This window comes from Serratia sp. 506_PEND, from assembly GCF_001076875.1.
GTDB lineage: Bacteria > Pseudomonadota > Gammaproteobacteria > Enterobacterales > Enterobacteriaceae > Serratia > Serratia marcescens.
This window is the reverse complement of sequence record NZ_JVEL01000627.1, coordinates 631-1,571: the sequence shown is the minus strand read 5'-3', so window position 1 is coordinate 1,571 and position 941 is coordinate 631. Positions and strand designations below refer to the sequence as shown.

At 66.1% G+C, this 941-nt stretch carries 1 protein-coding gene; it reads left to right on the top strand.

Annotation, left to right across the window (positions count from 1 at the left end; genetic code table 11):
- Nucleotides 1–941, top strand: a 941-nt coding sequence (locus ADK28_RS33260; protein WP_343286297.1) for a phage tail sheath subtilisin-like domain-containing protein, incomplete at both ends; no start/stop codon positions are given.

Below are 941 nucleotides of genomic sequence, written 5' to 3'. Positions count from 1 at the left end.
CCGCAAAAGGTGGTGCTGCTGGGGCAGCGCCTCAGCACCGGCACGTATAAAGGTACTGACCCGGTGCAGGTGTTCTCCGACGAACAGGCCGCCGGCCTGTTTGGCCGGGGGAGTCAGGCGCATCTGATGGTGAAGGCGGCCATCACGGCTTATCAGTTCCTGCAGCTGTTCGTGCTGCCGCTTGATGACAATAGCACCGGCGGTATTGCGGCGACGTCGACCATCACGTTGACCGGCGATGCAACCGGCGCAGGACAAAACAGCGTGTGGATTGCCGGGGTGCGTATCGATGTCGCCGCCGCGAACGCCGACGCGCCGACCACGATGGCCACCAAGCTTGCTGCTGCCATCAATGCCAACAAGAGCCTGCCGGTCACAGCGGCTGCAGCTGCCGGCGTGGTCACGCTGACCGCCCGCAATAAGGGCACGTTCGGCAACGAGTTCGGCGTGCGTGCGACAACCACCGTGCCAGGCGCGTCCGTTGCCGTGGCTGCCGGCACTGCCGGGGTCGGCGACCCGGACGTGTCGGCGGCGCTTGCCATTATCTACGGCTCCGGCTTCAACGTGGTGATTAACCCGTATTCCAGCGACGACTCGCTGACGGCGCTGCGTACCTTCCTGGAATCGGTCTCCGGCCCTTTAGTGCAGCGCGGTGCCGTTGGCGTAGCCGGCTGGCGCGGCACGCTCGCGACCGCCACGACGCTGGCCGGTGACCTGAACGAAGGGCGTATCACGCTTGCCTGGCATAACGGCTCGCAGTTGCCTAATGCCTTCATCGCTGCCGGCTACGGCGCGGTACTGGCCAGCCAGGATGACCCGGCGCGGCCGTATGACGGCCTGCCCATTACCGGGCTGGATGTCACCGCCCTGGGCAGTCAGCCGGGCGGAACGGAGATTGAGAGCGCGCTGTGGAACGGCGTGACACCGCTCAAGGTGGGACC